The organism is Vibrio sp. QJM3NY_15, assembly GCF_057785995.1.
Window position 1 is genome coordinate 1,342,230 of sequence record NZ_CM173518.1, and the last position, 23,828, is coordinate 1,366,057.

A 23,828-nucleotide genomic window follows, 5' to 3' on the forward strand; every position below is an offset into this window, starting at 1 on the left:
GCATTTACACAAAATGTGACGTTCACATTTTGTCATAACTTTAATAATTGTATATATTCCTCGCCTAAAACAATAATTAACAAAAGTTAATATAAATGACTGTCAGCTCATCTTCTCAATCTCGTGAAACGCTTCTAAGCGAAAACGAACAACTCGTGTCCACTACCGACCTTAAAGGCATGATTACTTACAGTAATGATGCTTTTTGTCGCATCGCAGAATACAGCCAACAAGAGTTGCTAGGGCAACACCACAATATCGTCAGGCATAACGATATGCCGAAAGCGGCTTTTGCTGATATGTGGGTTAATCTAAAGCAAGGTAAAGCGTGGCGCGGTATCGTAAAAAATAAAACCCAATCCGGTGGTTACTACTGGGTTGATGCTTACGTTACCCCTATTTACGATGGCGGAAAGGTGAGTGGCTATCAGTCTGTTCGTGTTAAGCCGAAAAGCGAATGGGTACAAGTCGCGGATAAGGCTTACCAAAGTTTATTGAAAGCAGAGAAGTCGGGTCGTCAATGGTCATTACAGATCAGTGACAGTGTTCGTTATGCGGTGTTGTTAGGCTCTTTGGCTGCGCCTCTGATTTCAAACCTCGTTGAAGTAGGGCAAATGTCGCAATGGTTACTAAGCTTATTGCCTGTTTCTGCGTTGGCACTCTTATTCAGACAAGAGCTTGTTGATACTCCTTTACAGCTTAAAAAGTTGCAGTCGAAATTCGATAGTGTGAGTCGTCTCGTCTACTCCGGTAATAGTAAGTTCTCTATCGCCGATTTCCATTTGAAGTTGCTGTCTGCTCGAATCAGAACAGTGTTAGGCCGTATGACGGATTCAGCTAAGCCGTTACAAGATTTAGCCGACAACCTTAACGCGACTTCTTACCAAGTTTCAGATGCTTTAGATCAACAGACGAAGGACATACTTCAAGTTCGTGAAGCAACGGAAGAAGTGGAGGTGACGGCGAATGAAGTGTCATCTCGTACCGAAGAAGCGCATCAAATTGTCGACGTTACTCTGCAAACCTGTGCGGGTGCGAAAGAGAGTATTAATCAAACACACCGTAACCTCGAAAGCTTGGCCTCACAGGCCGAGAAAGCAACGCACACGACTTATCAACTGAGTGACCAAGCGCAAAGTGTCAGCAAGATAATGGAAGAGATCGGTGGCATTGCCGAGCAAACCAATCTATTGGCATTGAACGCAGCGATTGAAGCGGCGAGAGCAGGTGAGCAAGGACGTGGCTTTGCCGTAGTTGCGGATGAAGTGCGTGCGTTATCAGGTCGCACATCTAAAGCGACGATTCAAATCAAAGAAAGCATTGATACCATGTTGGCAACGATTGAAGGTTGGCAGAAAGATATTTTGGCTAACAGAGAACAAACGGATGCGTGTGGTGATGTGGCGAAGGTGAGCTCAGAGCGCTTGTCTGAAGTCGAAACTTTAATGCAATCGATGATCGAGTTAATGCAGTCGGTTGAAAGTTCTGCACATAAACAGCGTCAGCTATCGAGTGATGTAAACCTTCATATGCAGTCTATCGCGTCAACCGCTGAGCAAAATCTAGTGGCGACTCATTCAGTCAAAGATCATTCGAAGGATCTCAAAGAGCAAGTGAATGAATTCTATCAATTGGCGAAGCGTTTCGAAGAAAAATAGCGGTTACATTTTAGCTAAATGAGCAATAAGAGAAAGCCTTGCGAAATTAGCAGGGCTTTTTTGTGAGCTAAAGGAACCGTTAACAATCAATAGATTAACAGTCAACAGATACAAAAAAGCCCCGCATTTTCATGCGGGGCTTTCAGTATGCATCACCCATTTAAGGGCGAGACAATTTAATCAAGATTAAGCTAGAAGCTCTTTTGCTGTGTTTACTACGTTTTCAGTAGTGAAACCGAACATCTTGAATAGCTCGCCTGCTGGTGCAGATTCGCCGAACGTTGTCATGCCGATGATCTTGCCACCGAAACCAACGTACTTGTACCAGAAGTCAGCGATGCCAGCTTCTACTGCGATACGTGCTGTAACGTCAGATGGAAGTACAGACTCGCGGTATTCTGCGTCTTGCTTGTCGAATGCGTCAGTAGCAGGCATAGATACTACGCGTACTTTCTTGCCTTCAGCTGTTAGTTCAGCAGCAGCGCTAACCGCTAGCTCTACTTCAGAACCAGTTGCGATAAGGATAAGCTCTGGTTTGCCTTCGCAATCTTTCAGGATGTAACCACCCTTAGCGATGTTAGCTACTTGCTCAGCGTCACGGTCTTGCTGTGCAAGGTTTTGACGAGAGAAGATAAGCGCAGAAGGACCATCTTTACGTTCGATTGCCAGTTTCCAAGCAACTGCAGATTCAACTTGGTCACATGGACGCCATGTGCTCATGTTTGGAGTTAGACGTAGAGAAGCGATCTGCTCAACCGGTTGGTGAGTAGGACCATCTTCGCCTAGGCCGATAGAATCGTGCGTGTAAACTTGGATGTTCTGAGTTTTCATCAGAGCTGCCATACGCATTGCGTTACGAGCGTATTCCATGAACATTAGGAACGTTGCGCCGTATGGTACGAAACCACCGTGCAGAGCGATACCGTTCATGATAGCCGTCATACCGAATTCACGTACACCGTAGTGGATGTAGTTACCAGAGAAGTCGTTTGCTTCAAGCGACTTAGAACCAGACCACATAGTCAGGTTAGAAGGCGCAAGGTCAGCAGAGCCGCCCATGAATTCAGGTAGCATAGCACCGAACGCTTCTAGTGCGTTTTGAGATGCTTTACGTGATGCGATGTTTGCTGGGTTAGCTTGAAGATCAGCGATGATTGCCGATGCTTTCTCTTCCCATTCAGCAGGAAGATCACCGTTTACGCGGCGTTTGAATTCAGCTGCCAGCTCAGGGTATGCTGCTTCATAAGCTGCAAGTTTCTCGTTCCACGCTGCTTCCTTAGCTGCGCCTGCTTCTTTCGCATCCCACTCTGAGTAAACTTCCGACGGAATTTCAAAAGGACCGTGCTCCCAACCTAGTTGCTTACGAGTTGCTGCGATTTCGTCAGCGCCTAATGGTGCACCGTGACAGTCGTGCGTACCTGCTTTGTTTGGAGAACCAAAGCCGATTACTGTTTTAGTACAGATTAGAGTCGGACGAGGATCTGCTTTAGCTGCTTCGATAGCCGCGTTGATAGCGTCAGCATCGTGACCATCAACTGCTGGGATTACGTGCCAGCCGTAAGCTTCAAAACGCTTAGGTGTATCGTCAGAGAACCAACCTTCAACTTCGCCATCGATAGAGATGCCGTTGTCATCCCAGAAAGCAACCAGCTTACCAAGACCTAGCGTACCCGCTAGAGAACATGCTTCGTGAGAGATACCTTCCATCAGACAGCCATCACCCATGAATGCATAAGTGTAGTGGTCGACGATGTCGTGGCCTTCTTTGTTGAACTGTGCCGCAAGTGCTTTCTCAGCCATCGCCATACCAACAGCGTTGGTGATGCCTTGACCTAGAGGACCTGTAGTCGTCTCGATACCTGGTGCGTAGCCGTACTCTGGGTGACCTGGAGTCTTAGAGTGCAGTTGACGGAAGTTCTTAAGATCTTCAATTGAAAGCTCGTAACCTGCTAGGTGAAGCAGAGAGTAGATCAGCATTGAGCCGTGGCCGTTAGACAGGATAAAACGGTCGCGGTCAGCCCACTCTGGGTTTGATGGGTTATGGTTCAGGTGAGAACGCCAAAGTACTTCAGCGATGTCAGCCATACCCATAGGTGCGCCTGGGTGACCAGAGTTTGCTTGTTGTACGCCGTCCATGCTTAGAGCACGAATTGCGTTAGCTAGATGTTTGCGGTTCATAGAAACTTCCGAATAAAAATTAAGATAAACAAATTGATAAAAGTAGGGGAACTGAACGTTCCCCTATTTGAAATTGGTAAGAGTGATTACAGCTTAGCTGCGATCATGTCTTCTAGTTTGCCTTGGTCAACTGCGAAGTTGCGGATGCCTTCAGCTAGCTTCTCTACAGCCATTGGGTCTTGGTTGTGATCCCATAGGAACTCAGCGTGAGTCATTGCTGCAGGACGCTCTTTAGTGCCGTTAGAGTCGATTAGCTTCTCTACTACTTCGCCTTCAGCCGCTTCTAGGTCAGCTAGAAGTTGAGGAGCGATAGTTAGACGGTCACAGCCAGCAAGTTCAAGGATCTCGCCGATGTTACGGAAGCTTGCGCCCATAACAACAGTCTTGTAGCCGTGCTCTTTGTAGTAGTTGTAGATGTCTGAAACAGAGATTACGCCTGGATCTTCTGAAGCTTCGAAATCGCGACCTTCTTTCGCTTTGTACCAGTCCATGATGCGACCAACGAAAGGAGAGATTAGGAATACGCCAGCTTCAGCACAAGCACGAGCTTGAGCGAAAGAGAATAGAAGCGTTAGGTTACAGTTGATGCCTTCTTTCTCTAGGATTTCAGCAGCACGGATGCCTTCCCAAGTAGAAGCCAGTTTGATAAGGATGCGGTCGTTAGTGATGCCAGCGTCGTTGTACATTTTGATAAGTTGACGAGCTTTAGCAACGCTGCCTTCCATGTCGTAAGAAAGACGAGCATCTACTTCAGTAGAGATGCGGCCAGGTACAACGTTAAGGATTTCTTTACCGATGTTCACGTTAAGCATGTCACAAGTGTCTTGAACTTGTTGTGCTTTGTCGCCACTTTGCGCTTTAGCGTATTCGATAGAAGCATCGATTAGAGGTGCGTACTCAGCAATTTGAGCGGCTTTAAGAATTAGAGATGGGTTAGTTGTTGCATCTTCAGGAGTGTACTTGCTGATAGCTTCGATATCGCCAGTGTCAGCTACAACAGTTGTTAGTTTACGAAGTTGCTCTAATTTATTGCTCATTTTGATCATCCTATGTATCGCAGAACACCCCTTTAATGGAGAGGTGTGGGCATTTGCAAGCGAACTAATGAAGTTCCTCATGGTTGTACCAGTGAGTCAAACTTACATTAATTTAAATTTTTCTCCGAACGAACATTTGCACAGAACATTTGATCGCTCGATGAGTAAATGATGTAGCCATATTTATCCGATCTAGCCCCAAAGTCAACGGTAAATAGTGCTGTATGGTGACTTCAGTCAAATATATTTCGCTCTAGTAATCATGGGGTATGCAAGCAAACGTTTAACGAACAAAGTGAGGTGAATTAATCAACAGCAAAACTATGGTTATGATGCTGAGCAAATGTTCCTTGTTGTTACATATGCTCAGGGTGTAAGCTTGTGTATCACTTACTGAGCTCTCCTATATTAGGAAGTACAGCAGGTAAAATAATTGTTAAATATTGGTTGAGTGGTATATGAGTAACAATATCCAAGATGTTTCCGAAGAAAACACTGATCTCCTAACCGAAGTCGCCGTTGCCTACTATCAAGATGGTGCGACTCAAGAAGAGATCTCCAAAAAGTTCTCTATCTCTCGTGCAAAGGTTGGTCGAATGCTCAAACAAGCCCGCGATGAAGGGATTGTTGAGATTACCGTGAAATACCACCCTGTCTTCAGTGCCAAAATTGAACAGCGTCTCATCGAAAGGTTTGGTGTGAAGCGTGCATTAGTCGCTCTTGATCAGCCAAATGAAGATAAGCAGCGTTTACAGGTTGCGGGCTTGGTGTCGAACTATCTAACGAGTACCTTAAAAAACGGCATGGTAGTGACGGTCGGCCAAGGTCGAAACGTATCGTCGGTAGCTCACCATACTGGTGTGATCACGCCACGTGACTGTAAATTCGTATGTGGTATCGGCGGTATTCACCCAAGAGGCGGCATGTTTAACGCAGACCATATATGTAGACAGCTAGCTAAGAAGTACGGCGGTTCATCAGAAACCTTATACGCGCCAGCTTATGCAGAGAACAAAGCACAAAAAACCGCATTCATGGAGAACAGTACTGTTAAGCAGACACTCGATCTAGCCCGCAAGGCAGATGTCGCATTAGTGGGTATCGGTGATATGAGTGAAAACAGCTATATGGTCGACCTAGGTTGGTTTACGGCGGGAGAGGTCGTTCAATCTCGTTTACTACAAGGCGTGGTCGGTGACTTTGCGGGTTATGACTTTTTTGATGTCCACGGCAAAGCCGCAAACACGGTGATGAGTGACCGAGTCATCGGCTTAGGTTTGGAAGAGTTCCGTCCTATCGCAGAGGTAATTGCTATCGCTGCCGAGAACAGTAAGCCATTAGCTCTGTTAGGTGCACTAAGAACAGGTGTGGTTGACGTGATTGCGACTAGTGTAAGTAATGCTTTGACGGTACTTAACTTGGATGAGCAACTTAGCGTGAATAAACCAAACGGCAGTGAATAGTAAGACATCCATACTTCGTTGAATTCACTATTTGAGCAATCATGGAAATTCCCTTAATGAAACCAGTGTAATAAAGGGGTTAACTATTAGATATGACTCGAATAGTGAATTTGTTCAGCGGTTGAAAGAATTATCACTCTTTAATGTTAAGCCACACTAAAGGAGATAATTATGAAACTGTCATTTATCACACAAGCTATTTCTGGCAACAGTGACCAATCAAGTTCTATCTTTAAATCTAATTCTATTATTGCGCTTAGCTTAATAGCCGCGGCTTGTATGCTCACACCTACGGCACATGCCGATGATAAAGTCGTCGCAGGGTATTTTGCGGATTGGCAATATCTGAATAAAGACAACCCTTATACTGTTGACGACATACCTGCAGATAAGCTATCACATATTATTTACGCCTTCTTGAGTATGTGTGGTCCTCATAGCGGTGCTGGTGAGCCAGTCCAAAAACAAATTAAGCAGCAATGTGCAGACAAAGAACCATATACCGCGATTATTGTGGATAAAGAAGCTGCGTTAGAAGTCGATTTTGGAGACGTGGATGTTGATGTTGTCTATAAAGGCCACTTTGCTCAGTTAGCTCAGCTTAAAGCCGACAATAAAGACATTACAATATTGCCATCATTTGGTGGATGGACAATGTCTGAACCTTTCCATGCGATGGCAAAAGATCCTAAAGCCATTGCACACTTTTCAAAAACTGCTGTTGAGTTGATCCAAAAATATGACTTTTTTGATGGTATTGATCTTGATTGGGAATACCCAGGAGGCGGCGGCTTAACTACTTCGCCTTGGAACCCAGAGACTAAACTAACCGATGAGCACAAAGCACTAGAGCGTGAAGCATTTACACTTTTGGTAAAAACAATTAGAAGTGATTTGGATGCTCTATCAAAGACGACTCAAAGAGATTACGAGCTTTCAACAGCTGTCGGTGTTGGTGCTAAATCTGCACAAATTGACTGGAATGCAGCCAGCCCATATTTGACGAACATGTTTGCGATGACGTATGACTTCCTTGGTGGGTGGGGAACTCAGACTGGTCACACAACAAACCTGCATGCTACAGAGCGTAGTTGGTGGGGAATGGGAGCTGATGTCTTCATTAATCAAATGATTGAGCAAGGTATTCCTAGCGAGAAGCTCGTGATCGGGGCAGCTTTTTATGGTCGAGGCTGGCAAGGGACAAAAGACTTTGTTGGTGAGCTGCCTAAAGGTGATCTGGTTTCTGAACAAGGGGCGCAGTTCGGTACTGGTGAAAACGGTTACTTCATGTTCTGGGACCTTATGAAGAACTACAGCAGCAAACAAGGTTATGAGTACAAGTACGATGAACAAGCTCAAGCACCTTATTTGTGGAACCCAGATAAAAAAGTATTCATATCTTTTGAAGATAAACGCTCTATCAAAGCAAAGGCAGAGTGGGCGAAGAAATCTGACCTAGGTGGTATCTTTACTTGGGAATTATCAGGAGACCCTTCCGGGCAATTGATAGATGTCATGCACAATGAAATGAATAACTAGCTCATCAAAAAACACCTAGCAAGTATGTTAGGTGTTTATTTATCCATTTGCCTTACTAGTCTATTTACTTACGGTCTTAAACAGAGCACTCAGCGTACTCGGTCATCTGCTGATTTAGGTGAATAGCCAGCTCTTCGTAAGGTATAGGGCGAGAGAAGTAGTAGCCTTGCATCAAATCACAGCCACATGCCTTTAGAATCGCGAAATGCTCGTTCGATTCCACGCCTTCTGCTAGTACTACCATGCCGAAGTTTTTACCTATCGCGATAATGTTTTGCACCATAGTGAGTGACTGTTGGTCCACAGCGATGTTTTCAATGAAACTCTTGTCAATTTTAAGCTCGTCGATAGGAAGTGCTTTCAACATGCTCAATGATGAGTAGCCTGTACCGAAGTCATCTAAAGATATTTTGATATTCTTTTCGTGTAAGGCTTCGAAAATAGGCTTCACTATGTCTACGTCTTCAATGAACAAGCTTTCGGTAATCTCAAGCGTTAAGCAACTTGGAGAGAACTGATACTTCTCAAGCGTTGCGAATAAGTGTTCTGAGAACGACTTATGTGAAAACTGACGTACGGATATATTGATCGAAAGACCGATTTTTTGTTCTGTCGTTCGGTGTAAATGGGCGATTTGCATAATGCTGGACTCGATAATAAAGGTACCGAGTTTTTGCATCAAACCAGTGCTCTCCGCGACTGGTATAAACACATCGGGTGGAACAAACCCTAGCTCGTCATCAATCCAACGAACCAGTGCTTCGACGCCATGAGTACTCTCGTCAGTGCGAACCAAAGGCTGAAAAGCCATGAATAGTGTTTGTTTCTCAATAGCAATTCGTAGCCGCTGTTCTACTTTCATTTTGTAGAGGTGAGCGTCTTGCATGGCTGTGGTGAAAATGCTGTACGAGTTTTGCTGCTGCTTCGCTTTGTACATGGAAATGTCGGCAGAGCGGAGCAGGCTGTCGAGATCTTTTCCGTGTTCAGGGAAACGCGCAATACCGATGCTACAACCCAACAAGAACTGAGAATTTTCGACCTCATAAGGTTGGGAAAGAACTTCGATAAGGCGTTCCGCCAGTCGTTTAATCTCGGTCTCACTCGTCATCGGCGTTAAAAACAAAAACTCATCACTAGACTCGCGCACTAATAAGCTGAGTCGAGAGCGGAATCGCATCAAACGCAATGCGATCTGTTTGAGCACCTTGTCACCGAAGTCGTGCCCGTGGGTATCATTGACACATTTAAAGTTATCGATATCGATAAACAACAGCGAGAATTGCTCTGACTCATCCTCAATCCATTTACCAATGTTTCGGCGCATGTATAAGCGGTTTGGTAGAGAGGTTAATGGATCATGGTTAGCCTGATAAATGAGTTGGCTACGAGTGCGCTGTTCATTCTTGGCAATCGACTTAACCAAAAAGTAGAAACCAAATTGAAGAAAAATAAAGGCAACGAAAAGAATGCTGAACTCTTGTATAAATATGCTATCGACGTGAGTTAGATCCGTACGTCCAATCACCCATAATTTGTAGTTTGGGATGTATTTTGCGCTCATTAAAGAGTGGTATTGTTCATCGTCGACGACAAAAGAGTAGGTTTCTTGCCTATTCATCGCCTCTTGCACGCTGATTCCGAAGTGGTCGGTAAAGATCCGTGCAATACGTTGTAGGGCATCTTTGCCTACTGGAGAGGAATACGCACTCTCAGATTCGATATCACTCGAATAAAACTGGCGATAACTGTCTGTTCTGATCAGGCTTAGTGTATTGAAACTTCCGGCGTGAGCATTATTTTCAAATACGATCGTGGCGTCTAACCGTAGCCCTGCGGTCATTACTGCATCGATTTTCTTACCATCGATCGAAATGGATTTTCTCAGCGGGATAACCAAGCTATTCAACGATTCTTGAAAATAGGTACGGCCAAGCACCATGCTACTGCTTGATAGGGCGTCTAAAAAGGAGTCTTTCGTTGGTGCGTATTGCAGCAAGTTCCTTTGATTCGCAAGTTGGAGATTTGAGCTGATCGAGAGGTAGTCACCGTCGGTGTTCAACAAGCCAAACGCTGCAATCGCGGGGTGAGTATCTAGCAGTTTATCCAGTATTGGTCGAATTTGAATGGAGGCAGTACGAGTGAAGTCAGACTGCTGGGCGAGTTGGTGCCCAACCACTTCAAGCAGTGCTTCTTGACTGGTCAAGAGTGAGCTTACAGAGCTAGAAAAAAGCTCGACTTGGATATGTTGTTGCTGGGTGAAGTCATCTCTGTTGGCTTGCCATTTAGTTACGCCCAACGCGGCGAAAAGTATCAGGGTCAGTAGTACGATCAACGCGTACAGCGACCAGATATTTTTCTTAAATAGAGCCATGAGATGCCTTTTGTTGGTTACTACTTTTAACAGAGTGCAAGTGACAAACTATTGGGTCGTCAGCGTGATTCGTGCAACGAAAGATACAAACATCAATGATGACAGTATCAATGATTAAATAGTGTAACGACTACGAGCAGAGATTCTTGAGGGAAATATTATTATTCACCGCATTGATAACGATTTACCCAAGATTAATCACGGTTTATGGTCAGTAAATCGCTATAGATTAAAAAGCAACCGAGTAAATCCAGATTTGTTTTCAAACGACGTAGCATTACCGCAAAGCAAAGAGCTTACTGTGTGAGACGTTAAGTCATCACTACGAGTAAGCTCTTTATGCATGCGCAGTATATTCTAACAGTGGCAGTAAGCGAAGTTGAATTACTTTTTAGTCGCAGCGATGGGTAATTTCTCGCTAGCACCCCATTCAGTCCATGAGCCATCATAAACGCCCATTTCACCTGAACATCCGGCCAGTTTAGCGGCCAATAAAATGATGCAAGCCGTCACACCAGAGCCACAGCTAAAGAACATGGGTTGAGAGGGGGTTAAGTTTAGGGTCGAGAAAATGTCAATTAACTCTTCTTGAGGTTTCAATTTACCTGCATTTAAGACTTGTGCAAACGGTAGGCAAATCGAATTCGGTATATGGCCACTGCGCAAGCCTTCACGAGGTTCAGGAACTTCTGAATCGAAACGAGCTTGTGAACGTGCATCCAGAATGTTTGCACTTTTTTCATCGGAGTAGTTTTGGATTTGCTGAGCATTTACAAAGTGGTTGTCTTGGATTTGACCTTCAAAATTGCCCGCTTTTACTTCGGTTCGATAGTCAGTCTCTGTCGCGTAACCGGCTTTTATCCAAGCAGGTAAGCCGCCATCTAAGATGTATACATTGTTGTGTCCCATCGCCATAAACATCCACCAAGCACGAGGCGAAGCAAAGGTTCCAGAGTTATCGTAAACCACAACCGTACTGTCTTGATTGATACCAATTTCGCGAGCGCGAGTGTTGAAGTGTTTTTCGGAAGGAAACATGTGAGGAAGCAAGGTGTGCTTGTTGCAAAAATCCTTGTCGTAATCAAAACGAATCGCATTAGGTATCATTTGTCCTTTGATCTTTTCTGACTCACTTGGGATCTGAAATTCGATACTGGCATCTAGGATTACAATGTTGTTTTCTTCTAGCAAACGTTGTTGAAGTTGTTCTGGTGAAATGAGTGGCTGAGTCATTCTTCTTATATCCATTCTTGTTGTTATATCGACGACTAAGGCGCTGTTCTACAGTGGATGAACTGATAGCTGCTTTGTCCGGTTATTTGATTGTTTAATGTATCAAGCGCGACCACAGAATCAAGAGGGCAGTCTGTTGTTGGTGGAATGGAAACGCGAAATATTTCGTTGTTTTGAGTTTCAACCGTGAGGTAGCGCCTATGTCCGTCTAGGGATTGAGTGAGCGTGTTAGAAATCACTTTGGCTTGAACACGTTGCCCTGTCTCTGAGGTTAAAGGGAAGTAGGTGAGGGCTAACAGTACACCGACACCACACATTAAGATAAATAGACCTATTTTTAACTGTTTCATGAGAGTAAGTCTTTGAAGGTTATCTTGAAAAGATAAGTCAGATTGGCAGTAAAGTGAATGTGATCAATCAGAAAGTTTGAGTGACTCCCTATCCCTGCGAGATCAAAAAGTGAGCATTGCTGCTCACTTTTTATTGATACCGAATCAGTTTTTCATCTGTTGACGACCAAACTGTCTCAGCCGATTACCAAACTATCTGAGAATCACTACTTGATACCACTTGTTGTAATGGCGGCTGACCGTCATAAAACCAAATTTCGACCAACAGTGATTCGTGATTGACTGGAGCCGTAAAGTTAGACGCGAATACCCCATTATTTAACGAGCCTGCAATCACTTTACTCGAATAGTCCGGTTTAAAGGTCGAGTCATCCCTTGTGCTGAAACGGCTATAAACCGTGACAAAGGAGCGAGCCGTTGAAATGCTGCTAATGTCGATGTCGAGATCAAACTGCTCAATAGAGCTGTAATCAAAGCCGTCGGGTACGACTACATCGGCCATCGTATAGATTGGTGTCGCTGCTGCACTTGTCGCTGGAGATGTCGTTCCTGTTACTGGAGTTGAAGGCGCTGCTGGCGTCGACGGTGTTGCTGGAGATGGTGTCGATGCACTGCCGCCGCCACCACCTCCTCCACACCCAACCAATATCAGTGGAGTGACAGCGAGAATAACAGTCAACGATTTCTTCATGTTCCAAGTTCTGTGTGCAGGCATACCATCTTCCTTACCTAGGTTGCGACTCGAATCAACGTAATGAGTTTCTCGATAGTGTTTATTGTGAATAGTCATAACGTCTCTCCTTAAGGTTCGTAGCGTTGATTGTCTGCTGGTGATTGGTGCCATGTCTGGTTCGTGTCACCACCGGACTCTGCGTATTGTTTGAACTCAGGGTAAGCGGTAACAATATCCACATACTCTAGCGGCCATTCCCATTCATCGGTTGACGTAATGATCAGTGCCCAAGGGTGGTTCTCTGCTGTTTTGAAATATTTACCTGTTGATGGATTACTGTCATCGACACCTAATCCAGCCTCAAAGAGATTCGCAGTATCAAAGGCTTCTGTTGGTGCTTGGTCTGGCAAGTGAACTTCCCAACTGCGCCCTGGGTGCAGAGGTAGATTTTCACCGTGATAGTAACCCGCTGTTGCAAAGATGAACGGGTCGTAAGGCATGTCTGTCCATGTGTCGGTACTGATACCTGAGTCAGACAAGCTGATACCGATTTGGAAAGAGAATTGCTCGCTTTCTTTACATGAGTTACTGGTTCGGTAAAAAGTACATGACGTGTTTATTTTCGAAGTTAAGTCCTCGGCGGCAACAAATATCGCCTCACTACGTCCTTCCTCCATGTCTAAGTCAGTAAATACACCATTGTGTTTCATGTAAGAATTACCGCTGTCTACCGAGTTTGGAGCAAGGTTTGGTAAACGAACGGCGAAACCATTTCTATAGGTTGCACCAACAGCAGCTAGGCGACCGTCGATGGTGGATTTAACCACTTTTCCGTCTTTTAGGATTTCTGTGATGCGATACATAATCACGGCATCATTCATGTCGTAGTCGGCTTTATAAGGCCAGTTATCTTCATACGCCAAGGTTGCGTAACCAGAAGCACTTGGGAAGTAACGGGCTGTAGCGCCGTCGTTAAGAACATCAACTTGAATATCAACTACCTCACCAGATGTAGAACCACCAAAGTAGCTCAGGTTGGTTTGTTGGCTGAATCTGAAGCGAGCCCAAGTAGTCCCCGTTAGTGCGTTGATATCGACATTTAGGAACAGATCGTTTTCACCAGCATCCAGTTGGTAGTCGGTAAATACTTGTTCGTTAGCACCATCGAAGCTGCCATCTTGGTTCCAGTCTATCCACGCCGAAAGGTAACCGGTTGTTGAAGCTTCAATCACCACTTTTGAATCAAGTCCGGCTTCAAGTGCGGTAACAAAACCGATACCACCGTTTGCCCATTCATCATCCACCCCGACAGTTTCATCTGATTGAGGTGTGACATAACCATCTAAATCCGCATCTGGAGGCGTTGTACCTAACCATGTGATGCCATCAAGTTCATGTCGAGGGCCATTGCTCGCCAGTAAGGTTAGGTAGCTGTCTGGAGCATCACCGAAGTCGATGTTTGAGTCTTCATCAACAACAGGTGCATTAGCACAACGAGCACCATCGTTTTGTCCAGAAGCTGGACCATTCGAAACAAATTCAACGGCTGGAACAATACCTGCCGCGATATTGGCAGCGTTGTCTGGAGACAGATTGATACGGTAAATTTTACCGTCTTGGTTTCGAGATACGTAGTAGTAGCCGTTGACATCAAAATAGCCAGCGCCGAACGTACCTAACTCGCCGGTGTCTCCGATGTAGGTTTCGGCACCAGTTGTAGGGTTGAAGCTGTATAAGCCACCAGAGTTATTATCGATACCATATAAAGAGCCATCACTTGGATGAAAGGCGAAATCAGTCAATTTTACGGTTGCTGGGCTGCCTACAATTTTGTTAACGGTAACAGTCGCATTTGGATCAGTATCTAAAGGCGATAGGTCAACGGTGAACAGTCCTTTACCTGTGCGGTATAGGTAGTAAACATGGTCGTAGACATCGCCTACATAAAAGGTGTGATCGGTTGGTAAGCCACTTGTGTTGATGACTTCTGCTTGGAAGTCTTGGCCAAGACGCACTAAGCGTTTGTTTGTGGTGTCATAGCCATAAATATATCTGTCTTGAAAATCGAAACCGACACTATTGATGTTGGCATTCATGCCTGTATCGTCTTCTAACAGGGTGGTTGAGCCCGTCACTAGGTTAACGCCCCAAACTTGCACTGGGGTGGATTGAAAGAGGTATGCCTTACTCGGGCAGGTATCGAATGGCGCTGCGTTGGCGACCAATGGCGCACTTAATAGCAAACTTAACGTTGTAATTCTCATATCTACATCCTTGTGATGGAAGGTGTAGATACTTTTACAAGTTACGTGCCAATTTTAACTCGTTGATTTTTAACTTTTATATTTTATTTTTTTGGGTTTTTTATTGTATTCTCAAAATGAGAACTCAAATGAAACTAATCTCTCATAGAGTATTTCAAATTGATAAAGCGCTTTGAGGAACTGACGTTGAGATCTAAAAAAGCCCTGACTTTTAGTCAAGGCTTAGGTTGTCGATTAGAGGGGGATAGGATTTAGTCTATCCACACACCGAGCAATTAGGCATCTTCATCAAATTCATCTCACGCCAGCTGTGCGACATGGCATCGAGAATCAAAAGCTTACCTTGCTTTGGTTGCCCGAATTTAGCAATCACCTTAATCGCTTCTAGAGCTTGCGCCGCGCCTACCATGCCAATAACAGGTGCCATTACACCCGCTTCAACACAACTTAGGGCCGCATTTCCGAATAGAGCACTCAAGCACTGATAACACGGCGCGTCGGCGTCTTGATAAGTGAATACGCTAATCTGACCTTCCATGCGAATCGCAGCACCAGAGACTAATGGTGTTTTCGATGCGTAACATAAGCGGTTCAATTGATTGCGCGTTTCAACATTGTCACTGGCATCAAGAACTAACGAGTGCGCTTCAATTAACTTTGCAAGCGCTTGATCATCAAGCCTGTGGTCGACGGTTTCAATCGTCAGATGAGGGTTCAATACCTGCAGCGACTCAGCTGCCGAATCCACCTTCTTCTTGCCAATATCAGCATCGGTGTGAAGAACTTGTCGTTGTAAGTTTGAAAGCTCGACAATATCATCGTCGATCAGTGTTAGCTTACCAATGCCCGCAGTCGCAAGGTATTGAGCAGAGGCACAACCTAAGCCTCCAATCCCTAATACTAAGATTGAGCTCTTCTTTAGCGCTTCTTGGCCTTCAAAATCAAACTGCTTAAGGATGATTTGGCGGTTGTAGCGAAGCATTTCTACGTCAGACAGTATTTCCATCAGTAAGCCTCGTTAGTAAAGCGTTGAGTTAAACAGTTGGATCTGAACCGTTTCACCGACTTCAACACGGCCGCGTTCGCGCTCTAGTACCACAAAGCAGTTTGCTAAACTCATTGAGCGGAAAGCGCCAGAGCTTTGGTTACCTGTTGTTTCTACGACAAACTGACCGTTTTCAATCGAGTAGATGCCACGTTGGTAATCAGTACGACCTGGGCCTTTTTTGAATGCAGACTTGGTGATAGCAGGAATAGATTCTGGTGCTGTCCACGCGGTATGACCCGCAAGCTTAGCCAGCATAGGTTGAACCAGTACGTACATCGTCATCATCGCTGATACTGGGTTACCCGGTAGGCCACAGAACCACGCGTTATCCAACTCACCAAATGCGAACGGTTTACCGGGTTTGATTGCAAGTTTCCAAAAACCGATTTGCCCCAGTTCTTCAAGAATGTCTTTAGTGTAATCCGCTTCGCCAACACTTACGCCGCCAGAAGTCACAACCACGTCTGCTATTTGCTGTGCTTTCTCGAACGTCTCTTTAAGCGTTGCAGGGCAATCTGGGATGATACCTAGGTCGATAGCTTCACAACCAAACGCTTCAATCAGCGGTTTAATGCCGTAGCGGTTGCTGTCGTAGATCTGACCGTCTTCAAGAGGCTGGCCTAATGGTTTTAGTTCATCGCCAGTAGAGAAGAACGCGACTTTAGGCTTGTGGAGTACTGTAACGTGGCTCACACCCAGCGAAGCAATCATTGGAATGTCACGAGGTGTTAAACGTTCACCGCGGCTAAGAACGAGATCACCTTGTTTGATGTCATCACCGGTAGGACGAATGTTATTGTTCAGCTTGATGTCGTCTTGTTGAATCTCAATACCAGCGTCAGTTTCGACCGTATTTTCTTGCATGATAACGGCGTCACAACCTTCAGGGATCTTTGCGCCAGTCATAATGCGAATACAGGTATTGCTTGGCCATTCACCTTCGAACGGTTGGCCTGCAAAAGATTTGCCTGCCAATGGTAGTACTTTACCGTTCTCTAGGTCTGCTAAGCGCAGTGCATAGCCATCCATTGCTGAGTTATCAAAAGGAGGTACGAAAATAGGGGAAAGAATATCTTCAGCAAGGACATAACCTAATGCTTCAGCAAGAGGCAGAGATAAAGTCGTTTGGATTGGTTTGATTGGTGATAGCAGCTTATCTAGTGCTTCTTCAATTGGCATTAAGCCGGGAGCGTCGCAACAGCCCATAATTGAAATCCTTTGGTCGTTATTATTTTGATTTGGTGGTTGGCAGCAGTGATTCAATAATGATCGAATTAATACTATTTACCAACGAAATTGCAGCCACTTTAGCATAGTTTAACCCCCGTAAATAATGACCTCCCTTAAAATATGGGTGTATTTATTCAAAATTACGAGTATCCTTGTTTGCCATCCAGAAGGGGCAATAAAAGAGGAAGTTCAATGTCAGGTCTTAGCGAATCAGCGAAGTTGGTTAAAGATGCGCTAGCAAGCCGCGGATTAGAGACACCAATGCGTCCTAATCAGGTTAGCCGAGAAGAGAAAAAGGAACGAATCGAACACCATATGCGTGAGATTCTAACTCTCCTTGAACTTGATCTTGCAGATGACAGTCTGGAAGAAACACCACAACGCATTGCGAAAATGTATGTGGATGAGATTTTCTCTGGTTTGGATTACGCCAATTTTCCTAAAATCACCGTGATCGAAAACAAGATGGGTGTTCGTGAGATGGTACGAGTAAAAGACATTACCGTAACCAGCACATGCGAGCACCATTTAGTAACCATTGATGGTAAAACCGCAGTGGCTTACATTCCGCAAGGTAAAATAATTGGTCTTTCGAAGATCAACCGAATCGTTCGTTTCTTTGCTCAACGTCCTCAAGTTCAAGAACGCATGACGCAGCAAATTCTTGTTGCATTACAAACGCTATTAGAAACCGATGACGTTGCTGTAACTATGGATGCTGTTCACTACTGCGTGAAATCGCGTGGTGTTATGGATGCTACTAGTGAAACGACAACAACAGCACTGGGTGGTATTTTTAGATCAAACCCAGCAACGCGCCACGAATTCTTACACGGCCTGCGTTAATTCGCTGCAATATTGGAAGAACGCAATTTAGCCTCTGTAAATTGAAGTTCGTTGAAAATATTCTAAGCCTCGCTTTCTGCGGGGCTTTTTTGTGCTTGTAATGAAGTTAACTGAAATGGCTGCGAATGTCGTCATTCCCTAGCGTGAAGAATGAGCGAGTAGGGAATCTATTTGTCTGTGTGCTTTCTGACTTGGTATGAGATTCCCGACTCAGTCGTTCCTCCTTCTCGGGGATGACGGCGTGTGAGGGTTCAGTGTGTATTCTATCGACAGCCTTTTAGAGGCAAACGCTGCTGATCTTGCAGAATGAGAGACTCGTTAACTTTCGTCATTCCCTAAAGTGAGGAACGAGCGTAATAGGGAATCTCTGGCGGCTAAGCAGAATAAGTACGCTCTATAAAAATATAGAGCGTACTTAGAGTCAGTCGTTGGTGGGAGTGCTTAAGTTAGATTAAACAAACGCTTAAAACGATGAACAAAGCCTGATGGTTTGTTCTCGGCTTGATAGAGGTTCAAGCCATCATAAAAGCTGCCCATGAACTCGACTCGAATCTCGTCATCAGTACTTCTCAAAAGGCGAGACAGTAATGTTGCGGTCGCAGCAGCATGATCATTGGCTAGGCTGTAATCCATTCCTAGTCGTCCTTGAATGAACAACCATAAATGCGTCACTAACTTCAATTGCTGAGCATTGGAGTTCTGAAATTTGTCGCCGTGTTCACTGCCTACCGTACTATCGAAAACGCTTTGCATCGCCTCGCTGGCTTCTTTATTACTTTCAAAGCGGTAGCTCACATCGATATGCACTTTTGTTAACAGCCCAAGTAAGGTTTGTCGCTCTGAGTTGTCAGGCTTATTCTCACTCGCGTGTTTGAAAAGAGCATGGTTTTCGTCAGTAAATGACTTTAGCTCTTTTTCATAGCCAGTCGTCAGTGCTTTCACTGAATCGAGACCAGCGAGCTGCAAACAAGTTTCGAGCTTAGTTTGGCGCTGAGATTCAGTCTGAGTTTGGATCTCAGTCATTACTCTGTAGCTCTTCCCAAGTGACTTCTGCAGATTGTGTGTCGCTGTTAACGAAAGCAGAGTTACCCGATAGCATTACAGAAAGATCCATAGTGCGCTGTGTCATTTCAGAGAGCTGTTCGATACCAGCATTATCCAGACGGACAATTTGAGCTTTCAGATAACCGAACTTGCCTTTGTTTTGTTCCCACCACACGTTCGACTTGGTGTTGAAACTGAATACGCGTACAGACTTAGATAAGCGAGTCGCTTTTTTCACGCGCTCTGGATCAGGTTCGCCCACATCAATCCATTCTAGGATTTGGTCATCTAACGACTTCTGCCATAAATCGGGTTCTTCAATGCTAGACAACCCTTTAGTGAACTCAAGTTCAGGTGATGCATTGATACAGAAAGCCATGATTCGAGCCATCATACGCTGTTCTGTTTCAGAAGGGTGTTGTGCAACCGTTAGATTAAAAGAGTCGTAATAGTCACGATTCATATCGGTTAGAGAGATACGAAACTTGTAGATTGTCGGTTTAAGAGCCATTGAGGGGGTGTCTTAGGTAGAAATAGTGAGGGGGAATATTACCTTAAATCTCTGAATAGCGGGTAAAAAAATAGCCAGCAGAGGCTGGCTATTTTTAGAAAGCTTTAAAATACTAAATTAAAGTACTTTGATGCTGTCAGCTTGTGGGCCTTTTTGACCTTGAGATACTACGAACTCAACTTTTTGGCCTTCAGCAAGAGTTTTGAAACCGTCGCCTGTGATTGCAGAGAAGTGTGCGAATACGTCTGGACCGTTTTCTTGTTGAATGAAGCCGAAGCCTTTAGTTTCGTTGAACCATTTTACTGTACCAGTAACTGTGTTAGACATGATGATATCCTAAAATTTAATTTTTATAGTGAGCCAATTGTGGCACTGATAGCGTGGAAAAGTTTATTGCTATTGCGTACAACACAACGGGGTTACTAGTAATCCAACGAAATGTTTATATACAAAGAACTTTCTTTCTAGCCGAGATGAAGTCTAAATCAAATCAGGGGATAGTCAATCGAATCCATAACGAAAGGTTGCAGAAACTTGGGGGCAGTCAAACTTTGCATTCCTTAAATATCATGGAGTTACAGTAGTATGGTGATTTGTTGTCGTTTTTGTGAAAAACGTGGGTGAAATTGATGACAAATTTGGAGTAACTACACTGGTTTTATACGTGTAACCACTAAGTCGAGGCCTTTGAAATAACCACCACCAACGCTAGGTTTCCAAACCGTGAGTTCGGCAGACGTTTCGCTAGATTGGAGTCCTACTAAATGGTAAATCAACTGATGCAACCATACCTTACAATTGCGGTGTGATTGCGTACCGTGTTATTTCTTCAGGCGATATAGATTGCCATTGTCAGTGCTGAAGAAAATGTCGCCATCGGGTGAGGTTTCGATGTCTCTTATTCTTTCACCTAAGTCCTCTAGAATACGTTCTTCTTTGATTGCCTCACCTTGTTCGTTGACCGTCACAATATTGATGTGGGTAAGTTTAAGTGCGCCTGCCAACAGCTTGCCTTGCAATTCAGGGTATTTGTCACCTTGGTAGACGATTAAACTGCCCGGAGCGATTGAAGGAACATAGACTTTCTTAGGCGCTTCAATACCATCTTTGGTTTCCGATTCGCCAACGCTGATAGGGCCCCAATACTCTTTACCGTGTGAGGTCACTGGCCACCCATAGTTTGCACCTGCTTTTATTAGGTTAATTTCATCACCACCGCGAGGACCGTGTTCAATCGACCAAAGCTTTTGAGTCGGGGATTCGTAATAAAGACCTTGTGGATTGCGATGGCCAAAGCTCCAAATCTCATTGAGAACCTTGTCGTTATCGGTGAATGGGTTGTCACTAGGTGTACTTCCATCGCTATTCAATCGTAATATTGAGCCAGCGTGAGTCATGGTGTCTTGGCCGTTGTCTCTGTCACCACGATCACCGATTGAAAAATACAGATGGTTATCATCAAAGGTTATGCGGCTGCCAAAGTGACGGCCTGTATCCGTTCTAGATTTAGACACAAACACATCTTGCCAGTTAGACACTTCACCGTTTGAGTAACTGGCAGAAGCGAGGGTTGTTACGCCTTCACCATCGACCTCTTTACTGTAAGTGACATAGAATTTCCCAAGTTCAAAAGGGGAAAGCGCGATATCTAATAGACCACCTTGGCCTTTCGCCCAAACATTGGGAAGCCTGAACAGTGTGCTTTGCTCACCTGTCTTTAAATCAACGTGTTTAATCACGCCTGCTTTTTCTGTGAGAAGCATAGAACCGTCATCGACATAAGCGAGCCCCCATGGAATCTCGAGGCCGTCAGTGATCTTCTCTGCCTGCCATGCAAATACTGAAGTTGAAGCCATTGGACCTGAAACGATGAGTGCCAAAGCACAGGAAAGAATACGATGATGAGTGTTCATTGAAGTCCCTTGATTGTCATGACGTTGTATTAGTTTAGCCTGTGGCTGGTAAGTGGATAGTTAAGATAAATGAAAAGTGACTATTCACATATTTAGTTGAGCGAGTATTGTATGATTATACAAGCTCACGTATGTTTACCCTGCCATCCTCTATTCGATTTTTCGGAGCACAATGAATACTAACCCTGCAACCTTTTCGTTATTTTCTCTGTCTTTACGTTGTCAGGTAGATATTCAAGCTATCTATTCTCAAACCACTCGATCTCAGAACAGCGGTTCTATTGGATACTTTACATCATGAGTCGTCGATTTGACTTTAAATCGATCCTACTTGCGTGTTTGGTCATCAGTATCGGCCAACTCAGTATGGGGTTGGTGTTTCCTTCTTTACCTTGGATCGCGAAAGACTTCGATGTCTCGCTAGAGCAAGCTCAGCTCTTAGTGAGTGTCTATTTGTTAGGTTTTGGTCCATCTCAGTTTATTTATGGTCCAGTTTCAGACGCGCTAGGACGTAAAAAAGTACTGCTAACCGGTTTGTTGATTGCCATGCTTGGGCTGTTGATGATCATCTTCTTTAGCCATTCATTTACTAGCATGGTAATGGGGCGTTTTCTTCAAGGTTTAGGGACTGGCTGTTGCGCTGTACTTGCTCGCGCTTCAACACGAGATAGATTCAGCGGAGCAGACTTGCCTTTAGCGATGTCCTACATTGCGATGGTCGCGTCTATTACACCTTTGATTGCGCCCGTAATCGGCGGCTTTATTAACTTCCATTTTGGCTGGAGCATGGTGTTCATATCGCTACTTGGCTATGTCTCATTAGCTTGGGTGGTGCTGGCATTCAAGTTTAAGGAAACCGTCACTCAGATCTCCGCTATTCCTTCGCTAAAGAAAATGATATCGCAATACAAAGAGTTGTTAACCTCTCGCTATTTTATGAGCTTTGCGAGTATTGGCTGGCTTAACTTTAGCTTGATGATCACCACAGTGTCAGTGATGCCGTTTATCATGCAAAATCAGATTGGTATGACGTCAGACGAATACGCAATGTGGGCGGTCATTCCCGCATTAGGGATGCTTGGTGGTACAAGTCTGTGTAACCGTATTCGTCCTATGTTGGGTAACAAGAAAACTCTCTTATGCACGCCTGTATTGCACGTTGCTGCAGCCTTGTGGCTTTTCTTCTGTCCACTTGAACCTTTGTACCTAATGATTGGCCAGTTCTTGATGATCCTTGGTAATGGTATTGCGCTACCTTGTGCTCAGGCGTTAGTGATGTTGCCTTATAAGAAGAACGCAGGCGCGGCGGCTGCGATGTCTGGCGGAGGTCAAATGGTTGTGTCCTCAATGGTGAGTATGGGGTTGGTTCAGTTAGGGCTAGGGGAAGCATGGCACCTATCGATCGTGATCATGGTGTTCACACTGATTACACTGTTTAATATTTTACGAGGTTTTAGTAGCCAAGAAGCGAGAGAGTCTCAGCTTAATTGCGAGTAGATATTCTAATAAGGCCATTGAAGTTCTACGACTTCAATGGCTTTTTTTTGTTGGATGTTGGATGTTGGATGTTGGATGTTGGATGTTGGGTATGGGACTTGGAATGAAAGCCTGAGCTATTCGCAGACCACTGCAACTTTCTCACTTGCGGCTGTGCTTGCTGGAACTGGATGATCGATCAGTCGGATAGGTGACTCGTACAAAGCGGATAGCGCTTGTTCGTCGAGCAACTTGTCGGCACTGCCTTCAAATGCGATCTTCCCTTTTTTTAGCGCAACAATGTGTGTCGCGTAACGCAACGCTAGGTTCAAATCGTGCAAGATAACGATCACCCCAACATTTTCCTTTTTGTTGAGCTCAGATAGCAGACCCATAAGTTGAAACTGGTGATGAACATCGAGTGCCGATGTTGGTTCGTCGAGAATCAATACTGGTGACTGTTGTGCCAGCAACATAGAGACCCACGCGCGTTGACGTTCACCACCTGATAAATCATCCGCTAATGCCTGTGAAAACTCGGCGACACCAGTTCTTTCCATTGCCTGTTGAATGATCGACTTATCCTCAGAGTTCCAACGGCCTAATGCGCCTCTCCAAGGAAAACGCCCTAAGCGAACCAACTCTTCTACGGTTAAACCTGCAGAAGCGGGAAGCTTTTGCGGTAAATAGGCAATTTTTTTTGCTAAGTCTTTGCTTTTGAGTGAAGAAAGAGAAGACCCCTCGAACTCAACGATGCCGTGATCCGGTGACATTTGTCCTGATAGCAAGTTAACGAGCGTGGATTTGCCAGAACCGTTATGACCAAGAACTACGGTCAGTTCATCGGTCGGAATAGTGAGATCGTCAACTGAGAGAATGGTTCGGTTGTCTCGAACGATGTTGATGTTTGAAAGCTGGAACATGTCGGTCCTGTATCGAGACCAATAGCGATGCTTAATGAAAGCAAATTTGTCGTACTGGTCTTTAAAATAGT

At 44.7% G+C, this 23,828-nt stretch carries 19 protein-coding genes; 5 read left to right on the top strand and 14 right to left on the bottom strand.

The features are described from left to right. Positions 1-95: 95 nt before the first annotated feature. Positions 96-1,658 carry a methyl-accepting chemotaxis protein gene (locus AC3CKG_RS22285; protein WP_488529383.1) on the top strand — a complete coding sequence of 521 codons (1,563 nt, stop codon included), beginning with the start codon at positions 96-98 and terminating at the stop codon, positions 1,656-1,658. A gap of 186 nt (positions 1,659-1,844) precedes the next feature. On the opposite strand, the gene tkt is transcribed toward AC3CKG_RS22285, so the two are convergent. Both tkt and tal read right to left on the bottom strand, forming a co-directional pair. Further along, a complete protein-coding gene (tkt, locus tag AC3CKG_RS22290) occupies positions 1,845-3,836 on the bottom strand; it encodes a transketolase (RefSeq protein ID WP_065111331.1) in 1,992 nt (663 codons plus the stop codon). Positions 3,837-3,922: 86 nt separating this feature from the next. Next, a complete protein-coding gene (gene tal / locus AC3CKG_RS22295) occupies positions 3,923-4,873 on the bottom strand; it encodes a transaldolase (protein WP_029223051.1) in 951 nt (316 codons plus the stop codon). A 458-nt stretch (positions 4,874-5,331) separates the two neighbouring features. On the opposite strand from tal, the gene AC3CKG_RS22300 reads away from it, so the two are divergent. Beyond that, positions 5,332-6,336, top strand: a complete 1,005-nt coding sequence (locus AC3CKG_RS22300; protein ID WP_076666669.1) for a sugar-binding transcriptional regulator — start codon at positions 5,332-5,334, stop codon at positions 6,334-6,336. A 171-nt stretch (positions 6,337-6,507) separates the two neighbouring features. Then, positions 6,508-7,875: a glycoside hydrolase family 18 protein gene (locus AC3CKG_RS22305; protein ID WP_488529384.1), complete on the top strand. Its 1,368-nt coding sequence runs from the start codon at positions 6,508-6,510 to the stop codon at positions 7,873-7,875. 76 nt (positions 7,876-7,951) lie between these two features. Here AC3CKG_RS22305 and AC3CKG_RS22310 read toward each other — a convergent pair whose 3' ends face one another. The 7 genes from AC3CKG_RS22310 to moeA form a co-directional block, all read right to left on the bottom strand. After that, positions 7,952-10,246, bottom strand: coding sequence for a putative bifunctional diguanylate cyclase/phosphodiesterase (locus AC3CKG_RS22310; RefSeq protein ID WP_488529385.1), 2,295 nt, complete (start codon positions 10,244-10,246; stop codon positions 7,952-7,954). A gap of 384 nt (positions 10,247-10,630) precedes the next feature. Further along, positions 10,631-11,479: a sulfurtransferase gene (locus tag AC3CKG_RS22315; RefSeq protein ID WP_488529386.1), complete on the bottom strand. Its 849-nt coding sequence runs from the start codon at positions 11,477-11,479 to the stop codon at positions 10,631-10,633. 35 nt (positions 11,480-11,514) lie between these two features. After that, entirely contained in the window at positions 11,515-11,829 is a 315-nt protein-coding gene (locus tag AC3CKG_RS22320; protein WP_099165677.1) for a hypothetical protein, read from the bottom strand. Positions 11,830-12,013: 184 nt separating this feature from the next. After that, positions 12,014-12,619 (bottom strand): hypothetical protein, encoded by a 606-nt coding sequence (locus AC3CKG_RS22325; RefSeq protein ID WP_488529387.1) that lies wholly within the window; start codon positions 12,617-12,619, stop codon positions 12,014-12,016. A gap of 11 nt (positions 12,620-12,630) precedes the next feature. Then, the gene (locus tag AC3CKG_RS22330) at positions 12,631-14,766 is read right to left on the bottom strand and encodes an LruC domain-containing protein (RefSeq protein ID WP_488529388.1); all 2,136 of its coding nucleotides are present in this window, start codon (positions 14,764-14,766) and stop codon (positions 12,631-12,633) included. Positions 14,767-15,022: 256 nt separating this feature from the next. Further along, positions 15,023-15,772, bottom strand: coding sequence for a molybdopterin-synthase adenylyltransferase MoeB (moeB, locus tag AC3CKG_RS22335; protein WP_280619547.1), 750 nt, complete (start codon positions 15,770-15,772; stop codon positions 15,023-15,025). Between the two features lie 12 nt (positions 15,773-15,784). Continuing rightward, entirely contained in the window at positions 15,785-17,020 is a 1,236-nt protein-coding gene (gene moeA, locus AC3CKG_RS22340) for a molybdopterin molybdotransferase MoeA (protein ID WP_280619548.1), read from the bottom strand. 216 nt (positions 17,021-17,236) lie between these two features. On the opposite strand from moeA, the gene folE reads away from it, so the two are divergent. Continuing rightward, the gene (gene folE / locus AC3CKG_RS22345) at positions 17,237-17,890 is read left to right on the top strand and encodes a GTP cyclohydrolase I FolE (protein WP_004731548.1); all 654 of its coding nucleotides are present in this window, start codon (positions 17,237-17,239) and stop codon (positions 17,888-17,890) included. 441 nt (positions 17,891-18,331) lie between these two features. On the opposite strand, the gene AC3CKG_RS22350 is transcribed toward folE, so the two are convergent. The 4 genes from AC3CKG_RS22350 to AC3CKG_RS22365 all read right to left on the bottom strand — a co-directional run bounded on the left by AC3CKG_RS22350 (position 18,332) and on the right by AC3CKG_RS22365 (position 21,358). Then, the gene (locus tag AC3CKG_RS22350) at positions 18,332-18,913 is read right to left on the bottom strand and encodes a hypothetical protein (protein WP_488529389.1); all 582 of its coding nucleotides are present in this window, start codon (positions 18,911-18,913) and stop codon (positions 18,332-18,334) included. Beyond that, positions 18,906-19,445: a YaeQ family protein gene (locus tag AC3CKG_RS22355; RefSeq protein WP_102344171.1), complete on the bottom strand. Its 540-nt coding sequence runs from the start codon at positions 19,443-19,445 to the stop codon at positions 18,906-18,908. Before AC3CKG_RS22355 ends, AC3CKG_RS22350 begins: the two co-directional genes overlap by 8 nt. A 117-nt stretch (positions 19,446-19,562) precedes the next feature. Next, positions 19,563-19,772, bottom strand: a complete 210-nt coding sequence (locus AC3CKG_RS22360) for a cold-shock protein (protein ID WP_010430417.1) — start codon at positions 19,770-19,772, stop codon at positions 19,563-19,565. 494 nt (positions 19,773-20,266) lie between these two features. Then, the gene (locus tag AC3CKG_RS22365) at positions 20,267-21,358 is read right to left on the bottom strand and encodes a PQQ-dependent sugar dehydrogenase (protein ID WP_488529390.1); all 1,092 of its coding nucleotides are present in this window, start codon (positions 21,356-21,358) and stop codon (positions 20,267-20,269) included. Positions 21,359-21,655: 297 nt separating this feature from the next. Here AC3CKG_RS22365 and AC3CKG_RS22370 point away from each other — a divergent pair, with 297 nt between their 5' ends. After that, on the top strand, positions 21,656-22,855 hold the full coding sequence (locus tag AC3CKG_RS22370; RefSeq protein WP_488529391.1) for a multidrug effflux MFS transporter: 1,200 nt from the start codon (positions 21,656-21,658) through the stop codon (positions 22,853-22,855). Between the two features lie 116 nt (positions 22,856-22,971). Here the strand turns inward: AC3CKG_RS22370 and AC3CKG_RS22375 are convergent, their stop codons facing one another. Further along, positions 22,972-23,757, bottom strand: a complete 786-nt coding sequence (locus AC3CKG_RS22375; RefSeq protein ID WP_488529392.1) for an ABC transporter ATP-binding protein — start codon at positions 23,755-23,757, stop codon at positions 22,972-22,974. Positions 23,758-23,828: the final 71 nt, after the last annotated feature.

Coding starts and splice junctions, on each gene's coding strand:
- AC3CKG_RS22285 (WP_488529383.1), top strand. CDS start 96: ATGACTGTCAGCTCATCTTCTCAATCTCGTGAAACGCTTCTAAGCGAA.
- tkt (WP_065111331.1), bottom strand. CDS start 3,836: ATGAACCGCAAACATCTAGCTAACGCAATTCGTGCTCTAAGCATGGAC.
- tal (WP_029223051.1), bottom strand. CDS start 4,873: ATGAGCAATAAATTAGAGCAACTTCGTAAACTAACAACTGTTGTAGCT.
- AC3CKG_RS22300 (WP_076666669.1), top strand. CDS start 5,332: ATGAGTAACAATATCCAAGATGTTTCCGAAGAAAACACTGATCTCCTA.
- AC3CKG_RS22305 (WP_488529384.1), top strand. CDS start 6,508: ATGAAACTGTCATTTATCACACAAGCTATTTCTGGCAACAGTGACCAA.
- AC3CKG_RS22310 (WP_488529385.1), bottom strand. CDS start 10,246: ATGGCTCTATTTAAGAAAAATATCTGGTCGCTGTACGCGTTGATCGTA.
- AC3CKG_RS22315 (WP_488529386.1), bottom strand. CDS start 11,479: ATGACTCAGCCACTCATTTCACCAGAACAACTTCAACAACGTTTGCTA.
- AC3CKG_RS22320 (WP_099165677.1), bottom strand. CDS start 11,829: ATGAAACAGTTAAAAATAGGTCTATTTATCTTAATGTGTGGTGTCGGT.
- AC3CKG_RS22325 (WP_488529387.1), bottom strand. CDS start 12,619: ATGACTATTCACAATAAACACTATCGAGAAACTCATTACGTTGATTCG.
- AC3CKG_RS22330 (WP_488529388.1), bottom strand. CDS start 14,766: ATGAGAATTACAACGTTAAGTTTGCTATTAAGTGCGCCATTGGTCGCC.
- moeB (WP_280619547.1), bottom strand. CDS start 15,772: ATGGAAATACTGTCTGACGTAGAAATGCTTCGCTACAACCGCCAAATC.
- moeA (WP_280619548.1), bottom strand. CDS start 17,020: ATGGGCTGTTGCGACGCTCCCGGCTTAATGCCAATTGAAGAAGCACTA.
- folE (WP_004731548.1), top strand. CDS start 17,237: ATGTCAGGTCTTAGCGAATCAGCGAAGTTGGTTAAAGATGCGCTAGCA.
- AC3CKG_RS22350 (WP_488529389.1), bottom strand. CDS start 18,913: ATGACTGAGATCCAAACTCAGACTGAATCTCAGCGCCAAACTAAGCTC.
- AC3CKG_RS22355 (WP_102344171.1), bottom strand. CDS start 19,445: ATGGCTCTTAAACCGACAATCTACAAGTTTCGTATCTCTCTAACCGAT.
- AC3CKG_RS22360 (WP_010430417.1), bottom strand. CDS start 19,772: ATGTCTAACACAGTTACTGGTACAGTAAAATGGTTCAACGAAACTAAA.
- AC3CKG_RS22365 (WP_488529390.1), bottom strand. CDS start 21,358: ATGAACACTCATCATCGTATTCTTTCCTGTGCTTTGGCACTCATCGTT.
- AC3CKG_RS22370 (WP_488529391.1), top strand. CDS start 21,656: ATGAGTCGTCGATTTGACTTTAAATCGATCCTACTTGCGTGTTTGGTC.
- AC3CKG_RS22375 (WP_488529392.1), bottom strand. CDS start 23,757: ATGTTCCAGCTTTCAAACATCAACATCGTTCGAGACAACCGAACCATT.